10 protein-coding genes are annotated in these 14,909 nt (G+C 72.9%); 1 reads left to right on the top strand and 9 read right to left on the bottom strand.

Annotated elements, in window-relative coordinates; genetic code table 11:
* Window positions 1–75: 75 nt before the first annotated feature.
* The 4 genes from ACFRKB_RS04515 to ACFRKB_RS04500 all read right to left on the bottom strand — a co-directional run bounded on the left by ACFRKB_RS04515 (window position 76) and on the right by ACFRKB_RS04500 (window position 3,719).
* Window positions 76–399: a hypothetical protein gene (locus ACFRKB_RS04515; protein WP_383103203.1), complete on the bottom strand. Its 324-nt coding sequence runs from the start codon at window positions 397–399 to the stop codon at window positions 76–78.
* Window positions 396–764 carry a WhiB family transcriptional regulator gene (locus ACFRKB_RS04510; protein WP_365977413.1) on the bottom strand — a complete coding sequence of 123 codons (369 nt, stop codon included), beginning with the start codon at window positions 762–764 and terminating at the stop codon, window positions 396–398. Before ACFRKB_RS04510 ends, ACFRKB_RS04515 begins: the two co-directional genes overlap by 4 nt.
* Before the next feature lie 172 nt (window positions 765–936).
* The gene (locus ACFRKB_RS04505; protein WP_383103202.1) at window positions 937–1,284 is read right to left on the bottom strand and encodes a hypothetical protein; all 348 of its coding nucleotides are present in this window, start codon (window positions 1,282–1,284) and stop codon (window positions 937–939) included.
* A 167-nt stretch (window positions 1,285–1,451) separates the two neighbouring features.
* Window positions 1,452–3,719: an ATP-dependent DNA helicase UvrD2 gene (locus tag ACFRKB_RS04500; RefSeq protein ID WP_383103200.1), complete on the bottom strand. Its 2,268-nt coding sequence runs from the start codon at window positions 3,717–3,719 to the stop codon at window positions 1,452–1,454.
* A 166-nt stretch (window positions 3,720–3,885) separates the two neighbouring features.
* Here ACFRKB_RS04500 and ACFRKB_RS04495 point away from each other — a divergent pair, with 166 nt between their 5' ends.
* The gene (locus ACFRKB_RS04495) at window positions 3,886–4,128 is read left to right on the top strand and encodes a mycoredoxin (protein ID WP_249954276.1); all 243 of its coding nucleotides are present in this window, start codon (window positions 3,886–3,888) and stop codon (window positions 4,126–4,128) included.
* 149 nt (window positions 4,129–4,277) lie between these two features.
* On the opposite strand, the gene nudC is transcribed toward ACFRKB_RS04495, so the two are convergent.
* The 5 genes from nudC to ACFRKB_RS04470 all read right to left on the bottom strand — a co-directional run bounded on the left by nudC (window position 4,278) and on the right by ACFRKB_RS04470 (window position 14,782).
* Window positions 4,278–5,228, bottom strand: a complete 951-nt coding sequence (gene nudC / locus ACFRKB_RS04490) for an NAD(+) diphosphatase (protein ID WP_383103199.1) — start codon at window positions 5,226–5,228, stop codon at window positions 4,278–4,280.
* Window positions 5,229–5,300: 72 nt separating this feature from the next.
* Window positions 5,301–6,716 carry a dipeptidase gene (locus ACFRKB_RS04485; protein WP_383103197.1) on the bottom strand — a complete coding sequence of 472 codons (1,416 nt, stop codon included), beginning with the start codon at window positions 6,714–6,716 and terminating at the stop codon, window positions 5,301–5,303.
* 18 nt (window positions 6,717–6,734) lie between these two features.
* Window positions 6,735–10,577: a UvrD-helicase domain-containing protein gene (locus ACFRKB_RS04480; protein WP_383103196.1), complete on the bottom strand. Its 3,843-nt coding sequence runs from the start codon at window positions 10,575–10,577 to the stop codon at window positions 6,735–6,737.
* 81 nt (window positions 10,578–10,658) lie between these two features.
* Window positions 10,659–14,126 (bottom strand): ATP-dependent helicase, encoded by a 3,468-nt coding sequence (locus tag ACFRKB_RS04475; RefSeq protein WP_383103195.1) that lies wholly within the window; start codon window positions 14,124–14,126, stop codon window positions 10,659–10,661.
* 254 nt (window positions 14,127–14,380) lie between these two features.
* Window positions 14,381–14,782 (bottom strand): MGMT family protein, encoded by a 402-nt coding sequence (locus tag ACFRKB_RS04470; RefSeq protein WP_383103193.1) that lies wholly within the window; start codon window positions 14,780–14,782, stop codon window positions 14,381–14,383.
* Between the last annotated feature and the right edge of the window lie 127 nt (window positions 14,783–14,909).

The following is a 14,909-nucleotide window of genomic DNA, read 5'->3' as shown; positions in this document are numbered from 1 at the left end:
ACACACAGCGGGGGCCGGTCCGTTGGGACCGGCCCCCGCGCAGTTCTCGGCGACTGGCGCCGGCTGAGGTAGTGCCTACTGCATGACGGCCATGGCGAGCGCGCGGCGGGCGCGCATCGATACGCGCTCGGCGCGGCGCTGCATCCGTCGAGCGGCGACCAGGCGCACGGCCCGGCGTTCCGCGTCGACTTCCCGCATGCGCTCGCTCATATGCGCGCGTGCCAGGGCTTCTGGAATGAGTTGCATCTCGCGGGTCCTGTTCTGACGCGAGTCGTTCGCGCCCATGGTGGTGACGACTGGGGTGGCGGAGCCTGACGGCTCGCTCGGGGAAGAGGTCATCGGAGCCTGCTTCTGGGGATCGTGCGTGAGGGGGCGGTCGATGGTTCCGGTGACGTTCATGCCGAGACCGGGTTCTTGCGCGGACGGCCACGAGGCCGCTTGCGGGCAACCACGACGCCCTGGACGAAGAGCTCCCCACCCCAGACACCCCACGGCTCGCGCCGCTCCTTGGCGCCGGCGAGGCAGGCCTCGATCAGCGGGCAGGTGCGGCAGAGCGCCTTGGCGTACTCGACATCGGCCGGGGACTCGGCGAAGAAAACCTCCGGGTCGTAGGCACGGCAGGGAACGGGTACGCCGAGGTTCTCGATGGCGTCGTCGAGCGCGGTGAGCGCGGTGAGCGGGGTCAAGGTGGAGTCCTCCGTGGAGCCGGGCGGGGTGATCGTTTCGGAAGGCGGTACGGACGGGGCGTGCGCTTCGAGTTGCACGGGGTGTCGTTCCTCGTCTGGTCGGTCCGGCCTGTTGGCCGGGGGTCGGCTGGTACCGGGTGTTGCGTGTCCCGAGGCCCCTTCGCTCCGTCTGTCCCGTTCGGGACAAACAGAAGGGCCGCGGATCCCGGGTGGGGTTCCGCGGCCCTGAAGGCGCCGGCCTGATGGTGGATCAGGCTGGATCACTCCAGGGTTCGAGCCCACGGAAGGCCCACATCGTGTGGTGCTGCGTCTGCTTCGTTGCTCCGGCACCGGTCGCCGCAAAGGCATAGGCCTTGGCCTCTGCCGCTGCTACTCCTGCTTCCAGTGCCTTGGTCGGTCGCTCATTGCGCTCCAGGACATTGACGGCGCGCTTCCGGACAGGAAGGGCCGACAGCAGACCTGCGGGACGCACGGCGGAGGCGCCGGACAGACCACTGGCAATGAGTTCGGAACGGGAGAAGCCGAGCGGGCAGACGGAGACGACCGAGAGATCGGTCATTTTGGCGGTGCTGATGAAGCTGGCGTTGATGCTGATCACTGGAATCGCCTCCTCTCGGCGTCTCAAGGACCGGCCCGAAGGCCCGTCACACGTATCTGGACAAGTAGAGCACGGTAACAGGGCTTCGGAGAAGCCGTTGTTTCCGTGGTTAAGAACCTATGGGGATTCCTGGGGCGGGCGCAAACTATTTTCGGGTCGAGTTTGCCTCAGCTGTCCCGATCGGCTTCCGCACGCTCTTCACCTGCGCAGATGGCCAGTACCTCGGCTCCGAACCGGTCCAGCTTGCGGCTGCCGACACCGGCGATGCCGGCCAGCTCGCCCGCGCTCCCCGGCACGGCCTCGGCGATGGCCATCAGCGTCTTGTCGGTGAACACGCAATAGGCGGGCTGGCTGAGCTGCTGCGCCTGGTCGGCGCGCCAGTCGCGCAGCCGCTCGTAGAGCGCCTCGTCCATGTCCGAGGGACAGTCCTCGCAGCGCATCAGCTTCATCTCGCCGGCGTCCGTGAGCGTCTTGCGGCACACCCGGCACAGAACCGGGCCACGCCGCTTGCGCCGGGCCGCGCCCGCGCGCTCCACGGAACCGCCCGTGCCCGCCCCCGCGCCCCGGGCACTCGGGGCCACGGAGCCCGGCCGCAGCCCGTTGAGAAAGCGGGTGGCCCGCCGGGAGGCCCGGCCGCCGGGAGAACGGGAGAGCGCCCAGGAGAGGGAGAGATGCAAGCGCGCCCGGGTGACACCGACATAGAGCAGCCTGCGCTCCTCCTCGATCTGCTCGTCGGTCTTGGCGTAGGTGATCGGCATCATGCCCTCGGTGAGACCGACCAGGAACACCGCGTCCCACTCCAGGCCCTTCGCCGCGTGCAGCGAGGCGAGCGTGACACCCTGCACGGTCGGCGCGTGCTGCGCGGCCGCGCGCTCGTCCAGCTCGGCCACCAGATCGGCGAGCGTCGCCGACGGCTTGGCCCGTACGAAGTCCTCGGCGAGCCGGACGAGAGCGGCCAGCGACTCCCAGCGGTCACGGACGGCGCCCGAGCCCGCCGGAGGTTCGGTGGTCCACCCCTTCGTGGAGAGCACCGCCCGCACCTGCGACGGCAGCTCGACCACATCGTCGAGCAGGGAGTCGTTGCCCCCGAAGCGGGCCGCGCCGCGCAGCGCGGCGCCCGCTTCCCGTACCTCCTGGCGTTCGAAGAACCGCTCGGCGCCGCGCAGCTGGTAGGGCACACCCGCGTCGGCGAGGGCCTGTTCGTAGACCTCCGACTGGGCGTTGATCCGGTACAGCACCGCGATCTCGCCGGCCGGCACGCCCGCGGCGATCAGATCGCGGATCCGGCGGGCGGTGCCCTCGGCCTCGGCGGGCTCGTCCGTGTACTCCGCGCACACCGGCTCGGGGCCCGGCTCGCGCTGCGAGATCAGTTCGAGCCGGTGCTCGGCGGCCCGGCCGCGCGCCTGGTTGAGCAGGCTGTTGGCGAGATGGACCACCTGCGGCGTGGAGCGGTAGTCACGGACCAGCTTCACGACGGTGGCGCCCGGATGCCGGGTGCGGAAGTTCAGCAGGTGGTCCGGGGTGGCGCCGGTGAAGGAGTAGATGGTCTGGCTGGCGTCACCGACCACACAGAGGCTCTCCCGGTCCCCCAGCCACAGGTCGAGCAGCCGCTGCTGGAGCGGACTGACGTCCTGGTACTCGTCCACCACGAAGTGCTGGTACTGACGGCGGATCTGGTCGGCGATGTCATGGCGGTCCTGGAGGATGCCGACCGTGAGCAGCAGGACGTCCTCGAAGTCGATCACCGAGCGCTCGCGCTTCAGCTGCTCGTACAGCCCGTAGATCTGGCCGATCTCGGCCGCGTCGCGCGGGGCCTCGCGGGAGGACTTGGCCACGGCGGCCGGATAGTCGGCCGGCACGGTCTGGGTCACCTTCGCCCACTCGATCTCGCCGGTGACGTCGCGCAGTTCATTGCGGTCGAGCCGGATCCGGCAGCGGGCCGCGGACTCGGCGACCAGCTGCACCTTGCGGTCCAGCAGCCGCGGCAGCTCTCCGCCGACCGCCTTGGGCCAGAAGAACTGGAGCTGGCGCAGCGCCGCCGAGTGGAACGTACGCGCCTGCACACCGCCCGCGCCGAGCTGGCGCAGCCGCCCGCGCATCTCGCCCGCGGCACGGTTGGTGAACGTGACGGCCAGCACGCTCGCGGGCTGGAGGATCCCCGCGCGCACGCCGTACGCGATCCGGTGCGTGATCGCGCGCGTCTTGCCCGTGCCGGCCCCCGCCAGCACGCACACCGGACCGTGCAGGGCCGTCGCCACCTCGCGCTGCTCGGGGTCGAGCCCGTCGAGCACCGCGTCGGCGTCGCGCGGCGGGGTCACGATCTGGCCGCCGTCGGATTCCCGCGGGAACAGTGAGGAGTGCGTTGCTGATGTCACCCCGCCATGCTGCCAGGTCCCCCGGGACAGCTGCGGCGGTTGTCCACAGGGGTGCCACATCGGTCGTACTGATGCGTTCGTACGACCGGTCCTGTGGGTGGACGGCGACGGCCGGGGATGGCCGTACGGCATACGGGAATGGTGGCCGGGTCGTGCACGTTCGAGAGAATGCGGGCGACGCAACCAGCGGAATATCCGCACTGTCGAGGCAGAGGAGCCGAGAGACATGCCGGGCACTGTGACGATGTACAGCACCACGTGGTGCGGATACTGCCGTCGGCTCAAGGGCCAGATGGACCGTGAGGGCATCGCGTACACCGAGATCAACATCGAGCAGGACCCGGAGTCGGCGGCCTTCGTCGAGAAGGCGAACGGCGGCAACCAGACGGTGCCGACCGTGCTGTTCCCCGACGGCTCCACGCTGACGAACCCCTCGCTGGCCCAGGTCAAGCAGAAGGTCGGCGTCTGAGGTCGCGGACGGCTTCCGACGTCGCGGACGGCGTGAGGGCGCGGACACGCGCCCCGGGACGGGCGGGTCCGGGACATCTGTGACGCGAGCCCCCCACCGGGAGACCGGGCGGGGGGCTCGCGTCGTGTGAGTCCCGGACCTGCGGGAACTCAGAGCCGGGGCAGCGGCTTCGGCAGGGGCTTGCCGTACCAGAGCTCCACCAGCCGGGCGGCGATCGAGATGCCGACGGGAGGAAGGATCTCGCCCGTCTCGATCGCCGTCCGCAGGTCCTCCCGGGAGAACCAGCGCGCCTCCTCGATCTCCTCGCCGTCCACCGTGATGTCCGAGGACGTGGCGCGCGCGATGAAGCCCAGCATCAGACTCGACGGGAACGGCCACGGCTGGCTGGCGATGTACTCGACCTCGCCGACGGTGACACCCGCCTCCTCGTAGACCTCACGGGCCACTGACGTCTCGATCGACTCGCCCGGCTCCACGAAGCCCGCCAGCGTGGAGAAACGGCCCTCGGGCCAGTGGACCTGGCGGCCCAGCAGCGCGCGGTCCTCCTCGTCGGTGACGAGCATGATCACCGCGGGGTCGGTACGCGGATAGTGCTCGGCGCCGCAGGCCTGGCAGCGGCGGATATGGCCGGCCGCCGCGATCACGGTGCGTTCGCCGCAGCGGGAGCAGAACCGGTGCAGCCGCTGCCAGTTCTCCAGCGCCACCGCGTGCACCATCAGGCCGGCGTCGCGCGCGGAGAGCAGCATCCCGGCCTCGCGCAGCCCCGCGGGCCGCGCCGACTGGTCCATCCGTCCCGGCAGCGAGTCCTTCTGGAGCGCGAAATAGCGGACGCCGTCCTCGTCCGTGCCGAGGAAGTAGCGGTGGGTCTCGGTGAGGGGCGCCTCGAAGGCCGGGGTCATGACCAGTTCGGTCCGCCCGTCAGGGGTGTCGTCGATCAGCACCTGGCCGCCCGACACCACGAAGACGCGGGTCGTCGGATGGCTCCAGGCAGCCGCCAGCCAGGCCTCGTCGAGACGGTGGTGTGCCGCGCGGTCGATACCGCTGGGGGCGGTGAGGCCGATGGGTCGGTGTGCGGTGGCGTCACTGCTGAGCGTGCTCACAGGTACTTCCAACTCCCCCGGATGGATTGGGTTTCTGATCAGCGGAGTGTGCGGCGGAGGCGAGCGGGGCGGTCAACGCGCGGGTCCTGTCCCGGGCCCGGGGGCGGTACCCAGCTCGCTCCAGAGGTGGGCGGTGGTCTCCACGCCTTTGAGGAGCAGGTCGAGTTCGACCTTCTCGTTCGGCGCGTGCCAGCCGTCGGACGGTACGGAGATGCCCAGGAAGAGCACCGGGGCGCCCAGCACGTCCTGGAGGTCGGCGGCCGGTCCCGAACCGCCCTCCCGGGTGAAGCGGATCTTCTGGCCGAAGGCGCGCCCCATGGCCCGTACGACGGACTGGAGCGCGGGATGGTCCAGCGGGGTCAGACAGGGACGCGTGGCCGCGCCGAAGCTGATCTTGTGACGGATGCCGACCGGGATCCTGGCCTCGGCCCAGTCGCGTACGGACCGCTCGATACGGTCCGGGTCCTGGCCCGCGACCAGCCGGAACGAGAGCTTCAGCTGTGCGGAGGACGGGATGATCGTCTTGCCGCCGGGGCCCTGATAGCCCCCGCCGATGCCGTTGACCTCGGCGGTCGGACGCGCCCAGATCCGCTCCAGCGTGGAGAAGCCCGCCTCGCCGAGGGTGCCGTGCGATGTCGCCGTACGCAGCCACTCCTCCTCGTCGAAGGGCAGCTCCGCGATCAGGGCGCGCTCGGCCTCGGTCAGTTCGGCCACCCCGTCGTAGAAGCCGGGGACCGTGACGCGCTCGTGCTCGTCGTGCAGGGCCGCGACGAGGCGCGCGGCGACGGTGGCCGGGTTCGGGACGGCTCCGCCGAAGGAGCCGGAGTGGATGTCCTGGTCGGGGCCGTACAGCTCGATCTCGCAGTCGGCGAGCCCGCGCATACCGGTGCAGACGGTCGGGGTGTCCGCCGACCACATGCCCGTGTCCGAGACGATCACGACATCGGCGGCGAGACGGCCGGCCCGCTCCTCGGCCAGCGCGCGGAAGTGCGGGGAGCCCGATTCCTCCTCGCCCTCGACGAGCAGCTTGAGGTGGACGGCCGGTGTGGTGCGGCCGGTGGCGGCGAGATGGGCCCGTACGCCGAGTGTGTGGAAGAACACCTGCCCCTTGTCGTCCGCGGCGCCCCGCGCGTACATACGGCCGTCCCGTACGACCGGCTCGAAGGGGTCGGTGTGCCAGCCGTCCTCGCGGGCGGCGGGCTGGACGTCATGGTGACCGTAGACCAGCACGGTCGGGGCGTCCGGGTCCTCGGAGGGCCACTCCGCGAAGACGGCGGGGGCGCCCGGGGTGTCCCAGATCTCGGTGACCGGGAAGCCGGTCTCCCTGAGCTTCGCGGCAAGCCAGTCGGCACTGCGCCGCACGTCAGCGTCGTGGTCGGGGTGGGCGGATACGGAGGGGATGCGCAGCCAGTCGGCGAGGTCGGCGAGGAAGGCGGCGCGGTGGGTCTGGATGTACGTACGGACGACGCTGTCCGGGGTGTCGCTCATGCGTCGAGCCTAACGGGCTCAGAGGGCGGTCCCGTCTGCCGGTTGTGAGGATCGCTCTTCCGTGGGGGTGTCCCGGGTCCCGTGCGTCGCTTCCGGGGCGGTCCCGTCCGGGGACTCGGGAGCGGTCCCGTCGGGGGACTCCGGGGCTTCGGTGAGGAGCCGTTCCAGCTCGGGGCGGCCGGGAAGACGCTCCGGGCGGACGACCTCCCCCGTCCTCACATACAGGAAGGTGGCCGTGACCGCGGCCGGCGGGAGGCCGTGCCGCTCGGCCCAGGCGAGCCGGTAGACGGCGAGCTGGAGGGGGTCCGCGGTCCCGGCGCGGCCGGTCTTCCAGTCGACGATCTCGTAGGCGAAGGTCTCCGCGCCGGTCGCGGGATCGGCCTCGGCATGGCGGTAGACGGCGTCGATACGGCCCCGGATCACCCGGCCGGCGAGGGTGAGCTGGAACGGCTCCTCCACGCGGTACGGCGTGCGCCGGGCGTACGGCGTGAGCTCGAACGCCTCCTTGAGCGCGGCCAGATCGCGTTCGTCCGCGATCTCCGGCTCGTCGTCCTCGCCGCCGGGCAGCTCGTCGGGGCCGAGCATCGGGAGCGGCAGCTCCTCGAACCGCGACTCCACCCAGGCATGGAACCGCGTGCCCCTGCGGGCGGCCGGGCGCGGCGGGCGCGGCATGGGCCGGGCCAGCTCCTGGGCGAAGCCGTCGGGGTCGGCGGCGAGCCGCAGCAGCTGGGAGGCGGAGAGCGACGGCGGTACGGGGACCTCGCGGACGGTGGCGCGGGCGCGGCGCAGCTCACCGGCGAGGGCGTCGAGATCGCGGTCCCAGGAGGCGAGGGTGCGGCTCTCCTCGGGGGTGAGGCGGGGGCGGGCGGCCGGGGTCCCCCCTGGCTGCCGGGGGCGGGGGACGGCTGCCGGGGAGTCGGCGGAGACGGAGACGGGAGCGGCGGAGGGGCCTTCGGCGGCGGAGGCGGGGCCTTCGGCGGCGCGGGCGGTCGTCCAGGCGTCCCAGTCGGACGGATCCGCGCCCGGAAGGTCACCGCCCGGCAGATCCGCGCCGTACAGATCCGCGCCGGACAGATCCGCGCCGGACAGGTCGGCATCGAAGGGATCCGCGTCGAAGGGGTCGGCGTCGAAGGGGTCGGCGTCGAAGGGGTCGGCGTCCATCGACTCGCTGTCGAACGGGTCCGCGTCGAAGGAGTCGGCATCGGACGGCTCGGCCGGGTCCGGCCCGTACGACTCCGGCCCGTACAGCTCCGGCCCGTACGACTCCGGCCCGTACAGCTCCGGATCGCCGGGCTCTGCCGGCTCCGCGGGCTCATCCGGACCGGCCGGCTCCGCCGGCTCGGCCGCCGCCCCTCCCTCGCTCCCCAGCTCCTCCAGATACGTCAGCACCGTGTCCGCCGCCGCGCGCCGGCGGGTCAGGGACGGCCCGTCCAACGGAAGCGGCCAGGCGTGGGAGACGCCCTCCGTCCGCAGCGCCGGGTTGTCCTCCGACTCCTCCGGTTCGTCCGCCCACGCCTCGATCTCGCCGAAGCCCGCCGCGCAGTGGTCGTACAGCGCGTGCAGAAAATCGGACGGGCCCCTCGGGCGCTTCTGCGTGGGCCCCCACCAGTGGCCCGAGCCGAGCAGCAGCGAACGCGGGCGGGTGAAGGTGACATAGCCGAGGCGCAGCTCTTCGGTGTGCTGGTGCGCCTTCATGGCCTCCTTGAAGGACTTGAGCCCCTTCGCGTCCCAGGACGTGATCTCCGGCAGCGTCGGCGCGTCACCGCGCAGCGCGTGCGGGAGGACCTTCGGCTGGGACGTCCAGGCCTCGCGTGCCTTGCCGTTGGGGAACTGCCCGGTGACCAGCCCCGGCACGGCGACGACATCCCACTCCAGACCCTTGGACTTGTGGGCGGTGAGGACCTTCACCGTGTTCTCGCCGCCGGGCAGGGCGTTGTCCAGGCCCTTCTCGTACTGCGCGGCCGTCCGCAGGAACCCCAGGAAGGCCAGCAGCCCGGCCTCGCCGTCGAGCGAGGCGAACGACGCGGCTATGTCGAGGAAGTTGCCCAGCGTCTCGCGGCGGCGGGCGGCCAGCGCGTGCGGGGAGGCGGAGAGCTCGACCTCAAGGCCGGTCGTGGCCAGGACGCGGTGCAGGACGTCCATCAGGGGGTCCGCGAGCGACCGGCGCAGCTCGCGCAGTTCGGTGGCGAGCCGGGCGAACCGGACCCGGGCGGCGGCGGAGAAGGGCAGTCCGTCCTCCGGTGCGCCCGCCGACTCCAGGAAGGTGTCCAGGGCGTCGGCGAGCGAGATCACCTCGGCGGGGTCGGTGCCCTCGACCGCCGCGGCCAGCCGCGCGTCGGGGTCGTCGTCCCCGTCGGCGCCCGCACCCCGGTGGACCAGCAGCCGCGCCCGGCGGCCGAGCAGCGCCAGATCGCGCGGGCCGATGCGCCAGCGGGGTCCGGTGAGCAGCCGTACGAGGGAGGCGTTGGCGCCGGGGTCCTGGAGGACCTCGCACATCGCCACGAGGTCGGCCACCTCGGGGAGATGGAGCAACCCCGACAGGCCGACGACCTCGACGGGCACGTCGCGGGCCACCAGGGCGCCCTGGATCTCCGGGAAGTCCCCGGCCGTACGGCACAGCACGGCGATCTCGGCGGGCTCCTTGCCCGTACGCACCAGATGGGCGATCGAGTCGGCGAGCCAGTCGATCTCCTCCGCGTGCGTACGCAGCAGCGCGCAGCGCACCACGCCGTCGCGCTCGGCGCCGGGCGCCGGACGCAGGGCCTCCACGCCTTCGTGCATCGCGCGCAGCGGTTCCGCGAGGCCGTTGGCGAGGTCCAGGAGACGGCCGCCGCTGCGGCGGTTCTCACTGAGGGAGAAGCGGGCGGCCGGGCGGCCGTCGGCGTACGGGAAGTGGGCCGGGAAGTCGTCCAGATTGGCGACGGAGGCACCGCGCCAGCCATAGATCGCCTGGCAGGGGTCGCCGACCGCGGTGACCGCGTGTCCCGTACCGCCGCCGAAGAGGCCGGAGAGCAGGAGCCGCTGGGCGACCGACGTGTCCTGGTACTCGTCGAGCAGGACGACCCGGAACTCGTCCCGGAGGAGGGCACCGACCTCGGGGCGGGTGGTGGCGAGCTGGGCGGAGAGGGCGATCTGGTCGCCGAAGTCGAGGAGATCGCGGGAGCTCTTGGCGGCGCGGTAGCGCCCGACGAGTTCGAGCAGTTCACCGCGGGCGACGGCGGTCTCCGGGACCTTGCGCAGCTCGGCGTTGCTGAGTCTCGCGCCCTCCAGGGCGCGCAGCAAATCGGTGTCGTACGCGCCGAGCCGCGCGGGCCCGACAAGATGCTCGGCCAACTCGGCGTCGAGCGCGAGCAGATCGCTGACCAGCGCGGGAAGTGTCTTGGTCAGGGCCGGATACGGTCCCGGCGCGTCCCGCAGCACTCGCGCGGCGAGCTGGAAGCGGGTGGCGTCCGCGAGCAGCCGGGCGGTCGGCTCCAGTCCGATCCGCAGACCGTGGTCGGTGAGCAGCCGGCCCGCGAAGGCGTGGTACGTGGAGATGCTGGGCTCGCCGGGAGGGTGCTCGGGGTCGATGACGTCGGGGTCGGTCACTCCGGCCCGTACGAGCGCCGTGCGCACCCGCTCGGCCAGCTCGCCCGCGGCCTTGTTGGTGAACGTCAGCCCGAGGACCTGCTCGGGGGCGACCTGTCCGCTGCCCACCAGCCACACCACCCGGGCGGCCATCACCGTCGTCTTCCCGGAACCGGCCCCGGCCACGATGACCTGCGGGGCGGGCGGCGCGGTGATGCAGGCCGTCTGCTCCGGGGTGAAGGGGATCCCGAGAAGCTCCTTGAGCTGCTCGGGATCGGCGAGATGTACGGACACCTCAGAGAGGCTATCGGCCACCACTGACAACGCCCGGCGGCCGTCGTCGCGGTGGCCGGGCTCCGGCGCGAGCGGCCCGGCTCACTCCACGACCTGCTGCCCCTCCGGCTGCGCGCTGCACGACGCGCGGAACGCGCAGTGGCCGCAGTGCTGGCCCGTGGTCGGGGTGAAGCGTTCGTCGAGTACGCGGCCGGCCGCCGTCGTCAGGAGTTCGCCCACCCACTCCCCCGCCAGTGGCTCCTGGGCCTGGACCTTGGGGAGTTCCTCGCCGCCCTCCTTCTTCGGCGCGGCCTGGCGCAGCTGTACGAGTTCCGCGCCGCCCGGCTCCGGGCGGCGGCCGTCGAAGATCTCGTCGAGCGCGCCTTCGCGTACCGCCAGCTGATAGACGGCGAGCTGGGGGTGGTGGGCGACCTCGTCCTTCGTCGGGGCCTGCTTCCCGGTCTTGAAGTCGACGACATAGGCGCGGCCTTCCGCGTCCTTCTCGACGCGGTCCATGGAGCCGCGGATGCGTACCTCGTACGCGCCCGCTTCGAGGGTCACGTCGAATCCGTGCTCCGTGGCGGCGGGCGTACGGCCGCGGTCCATGACGTGCCAGCGCAGGAAACGTTCGAGCGCGACCCTCGCCTGCGTCTTCTCCTGCTGGGACTTCCAGGGGGCGTCGAAGGCGAGCGCGTCCCATACGGAGTCCAGCCGCTCCATGAGGACGTCGAGATCGGCGGGGGTACGGCCGGAGGCCACCTCGTCGGCCAGCACATGGACGACGTTGCCGAACCCCTGGGCCGCGGTGGCGGGCGCGTCCGCCTTCACCTCGCGTCCCAGGAACCACTGGAGCGCGCAGGTGTTCGCCAGTTGGTCGAGGGCGCTGCCGGAGAGCGCGACGGGCTGGTCCCGGTCGCGCAACGGGACCGTGCTGCGGGTCGGCTCGTACAGGCCCCACCAGCGGTGCGGATGCGCGGCCGGGACGAGCGCCTGGCCGTCCTCGTCGCCGAGCGCCGCGAGCCGGGCGAGCCGGCGGGCGGCGGCGTCACGGAGCGCCGGGGACGCCGCCGGGTCGACCGTGGTGGCGCGCAGTTCGGCGACGAGCGCGGCGACGGCGAGCGGGCGGCGGGGGCGGCCGGTGATGTCCCTGGGTTCCACGCCGAGTTCGGCGAGGAAGCGCGAGGGCTGGTCACCGTCGTCGGCCGGGGCCTTGACCGCGGTCACGACCAGCCGGTCGCGGGCGCGGGTCGCGGCCACGTAGAACAGCCTGCGCTCCTCCGTGAGAAGCGCGCCGGGGGAAAGCGGCTCGGCCAGTCCGTCGCGGCCGATCCTGTCCGCCTCCAGGAGGGAGCCGCGCCGCCGCAGGTCGGGCCAGAGCCCTTCCTGCACACCGGCGACGACGACGAGGCGCCATTCGAGCCCCTTCGAGCGGTGCGCCGTCATCAGCCGTACGGCGTCGGGGCGTACGGCCTTGCGGCTGAGCGTGTCGGCGGCGATGTCCTGGGCGTCGAGCTCTTCCAGGAAGTTCAGCGCGCCCCGGCCGCCGGTGCGCTCCTCCGCGCGCGCGGCGGCGTCGAAGAGGGCGCACACGGCGTCGAGATCGCGGTCGGCGTTACGGCCGCCCGCGCCGCCGCGCAGCGCGGAGCGTTCGAGCCGGCCCGGCCAGGGGGTGCCGTCCCACAGCTCCCAGAGCGCCTCCTCGGCGGTGCCGCCGCCTTCGAGCAGTTCGCGCGCCGTGCGCAGCAGCGCGCCGAGCCGCTGGGCGCCACGGGCGTACGCCGGGTCGTGCGCCAGCAGCCGCTCGGGCTCGGCGAGCGCCCGCGTGAGCAGCGCGTCCGACGGGGCGGGCACGCGGTTCCCGCCGGCCCGCTCCTCGTCGCGCAGCGCCCGCCCGAGCCGGCGCAGATCGGCGGCGTCCATACCGCCGAGGGGGGAGGTGAGGAGAGTGAGAGCCGTCTCGGCATCGAGCCAGGAGGTGACGGGAGCCGCGGAGGCGGTGGCGGGCTCGGCCGGGGCCGGCTCCGCCGGGGGCCGGTCGCCGTCAGGCGCCGCGCTTTCCCTTCGTACGCCCTCCCCCCGTGCGCCCTCCCCTCGTACGCCCTCCGCCCGTACGTCCTCCCCCCGTACGCCCTCTCCCCGTACGTCCTCGCCCGCCACACCCCGCGACGGCCGGCCGATCGCCGCCTCCGCCACCGCTCGCAGCGCCGTCAGCAGCGGGGCCACCGCCGGTTCATGGCGCAGGGGAAGATCGTCACCGTCGATCTCCAGGGGCACACCCGCCGAGGTCAGCGCGCGCCGGATCGACGGGATCGTACGGCCGCCCGCGCGCACCAGCACCGCCATGTCGCGCCACGGAACGCCGTCCTCCAGATGCGCGCGGCGCAGGATGTCCGCGATGTTGTCCAGCTCCGTCGACGGCGTCGGGAACGTATACGTCTCGACCCTGCCGCCCGTGCGCACCGCCGCCGGCTCGCGGTGCGTCCGTACCTTCTCGGCGGGCAGCCGGGGAAGCGGCATACGGCGGGTCAGCAGCCGGGTCGCCGCCAGCAGTTGATCGCCGGAGCGCCGGGAGGTGGTGAGGACCTCCACCGGCGCCGGGCGGCCGTCCGGGCGCGGGAAGGCGTACGGGAAGTCGAGGATGCCGTTCACATCGGCGCCCCGGAAGGCGTAGATCGACTGGTCCGGATCGCCGAAGGCGACCAGCGTGCGCCCCCGGCCCGCCAGCGCGCGCAACAGCCTGACCTGCGCCGGGTCGGTGTCCTGGTACTCGTCGACGAACACCGCGTCGTACCGTTCCGTCAGCCGCGCCCCGACCTCGGGGCGGTCCGCGAGCAGCACCGCGCGATGGACCAGCTCCGCGTAGTCGAGCACCCCCTGCATATCCAGGTTGTCCAGATATTCGGCGAGGAAGGCCGCCGCCGCCGACCAGTCAGGACGGCCCGTGCGCCGCGCGAACGCGGCCAGCGCGTCGGGGCCGAGGCCCAGTTCACGGCTGCGGGCGAGCACGGCGCGTACCTCGTCGGCGAAGCCGCGTGTGGTGAGACACGCCCGCAGTTCGTCCGGCCACCGGACGCGCCCGCGCCCCGCGCGCTCCAGATCGAGCTGGCCCGCGAGGAGATCGCGTACGGCGACGTCCTGCTCGGGACCGGAGAGCAGCCGTAGAGGTTCGGTGAAGAGTTCGGCCTCCTGATGGGCGCGGAGGAGGGCGTAGCAGAAGGAGTGGAAGGTGGTCGCCTGCGGGGCGCGCCGGCCGCCGAGCCTGACCGCCATCCGGTCGCGCAGCTCCACGGCGGCCTTGCGGCTGAAGGTCAGCACCAGGATCCGTTCGGGGTCGGCGCCCCGGCCGACGCGTGCGGCGACCGACTCCACCAGCGTCGTCGTCTTGCCCGTACCGGGTCCGGCGAGCACGAGCAACGGTCCGGTCTCATGGTCAACCACCCCGCGCTGCGCTGCGTCCAGCCAAGGAGGGTCCACCGGGACCGGCGGGGTACGCACCAGTCGGTACGCGCCCGGAGTCCGCTGCCGTACCCGACGGTGCGGGGTACGCCCGGTGGAAGAGGAGGAGCTCACGTGGTTCGCCGGTCCTGGAGAAGGTGCTGGTGGTGACGGTGGCGGGGGCGCTGATGGTGGCCCGTCCCCCGGCCGGGGCGCGGATGGCGCGTGCCGGTGACGCTACGCCGTCGGGCGACCGGGACGCGTACGCTCCGCTCCACCCGCGGCGACCGGTTCGGCGGGGCGCTCGGTGCCGCGCTTCGCTCGGTCGTCCTTCCGGGCAGCCGCGAGGGCGGCGGACCACCTTTCGCACGCCCGAATGGCGGAAGCTGTCATCTGTGAGCCCCCTCGTCCTCGCCCGCGTCCGCGCCGTCCCAGCGCGCCCGCCTCATATCCAGACGCGGCACATGCCCCTCCGCGCTCCGCGGGGCCTGACGCAGGGGCGTGCCCTCCTCGCGGTAGTGGCCCAGGGCGCGCAGTTCGTGTCCGGGCAGCAGCACGCCGTCGGACCTGACCACGCGCCACCACGGCACGGCGCCGCCGTAGAGCGCCATCGCCCGGCCGACCTGGCGCGGTCCGCCCTCGCCGAGCCACTCCGCGACATCGCCGTAGGTCATGACCCGGCCGGGCGGGATCAGCTCCGCCACGTCCAGCACGCGCTCCGCGTAGTCGGGCAGCCGCGCCACCTCGTCGGGCACGTCCGCGTTCGCGCCGCGGGACTCCTCGCTCCTCATCCGGTCCATCCTGCCGCACCCCACCGACAGCCCCGCCCGGCCCGGCGGCCCGGCCGCGACCGGACATCGGAGCGCGTACGGGCGGTCACCGTATGTACGTACGCACACAAAGGGACGTATCTCGCGC

The sequence above is a fragment of the Streptomyces scopuliridis genome (assembly GCF_042790125.1).
GTDB classification, from domain to species: domain Bacteria; phylum Actinomycetota; class Actinomycetes; order Streptomycetales; family Streptomycetaceae; genus Streptomyces; species Streptomyces scopuliridis_A.
This window is presented reverse-complemented; position numbering and strand designations above follow the sequence as displayed.